Below are 251 nucleotides of genomic sequence, written 5' to 3' on the forward strand. Positions count from 1 at the left end.
GACCAAGGCGGCGCTGCATCGCGGGCGGGCGCAGCTGCGCATATTGGCAGCCGAGCCCGAACAGGTGGCCGCGCCCAGGCTCGACGCCGATGACGAGCGGCGGCTGCGCCGCTATGTCGACCTGTTCAACGCGCGTGACTTCGACGCGGTCAGGGCGCTGATCGCCGAGGACATCCAGCTCGAAGTCGTCAACCGCCTCCGCCTGCGCGGCAAGGCCGAAGTGTCGACCTATTTCGGCAATTACGACCGCG

General features: G+C 68.5%; 1 protein-coding gene. It reads left to right on the forward strand.

What is annotated here, in order from left to right:
• A partial coding sequence (locus AC0L2O_RS37170; RefSeq protein WP_473373252.1) for a nuclear transport factor 2 family protein occupies positions 1-251 on the forward strand: 251 nt, incomplete at both ends.

This window comes from Bradyrhizobium sp. Kon10 (assembly GCF_055807395.1).